The organism is Streptomyces sp. P9(2023) (genome assembly GCF_032436795.1).
GTDB lineage: Bacteria > Actinomycetota > Actinomycetes > Streptomycetales > Streptomycetaceae > Streptomyces.
In genome coordinates, this window is the sequence record NZ_JAUPWM010000308.1 from 1 (window position 1) to 312 (window position 312).

Here is a 312-nt window from a genome sequence, read left to right on the forward strand (position 1 = left end):
GGCGACCTCGGGCCCAATCAATCCTACGCGAGACGGCCAGCCTGATCGGGATGCGCACCTTTGCAGGAGGTGGCATCTCGCACACCTCCCCGGCGCTCGACACGTCGGGCATCTCGGCTGCTGTGGCGGATGGCCTGGCTGGTGTCCGGATTGTGATGGTGGACCCGACCTCGGGTGTGGAGCGTCTGGTGGATGCGCGGATCGAGATGGCTGGCCGTCGGTCGGCATCGACGGTGAGGAGACGCTGATGATACTGGCTCCGCTGGTGATGCAGTCCCCGCCGTGGGTGGACATGCTGGTGACTCAGGTGCC

Annotated in this window: 1 protein-coding gene; it reads left to right on the top strand. The window is 66.3% G+C overall.

The window, feature by feature from the left end:
* Positions 1–248, top strand: a 248-nt coding sequence (locus Q5762_RS37740; RefSeq protein ID WP_315896830.1) for a hypothetical protein, incomplete at its 5' end; no start/stop codon positions are given.
* Positions 249–312: the final 64 nt, after the last annotated feature.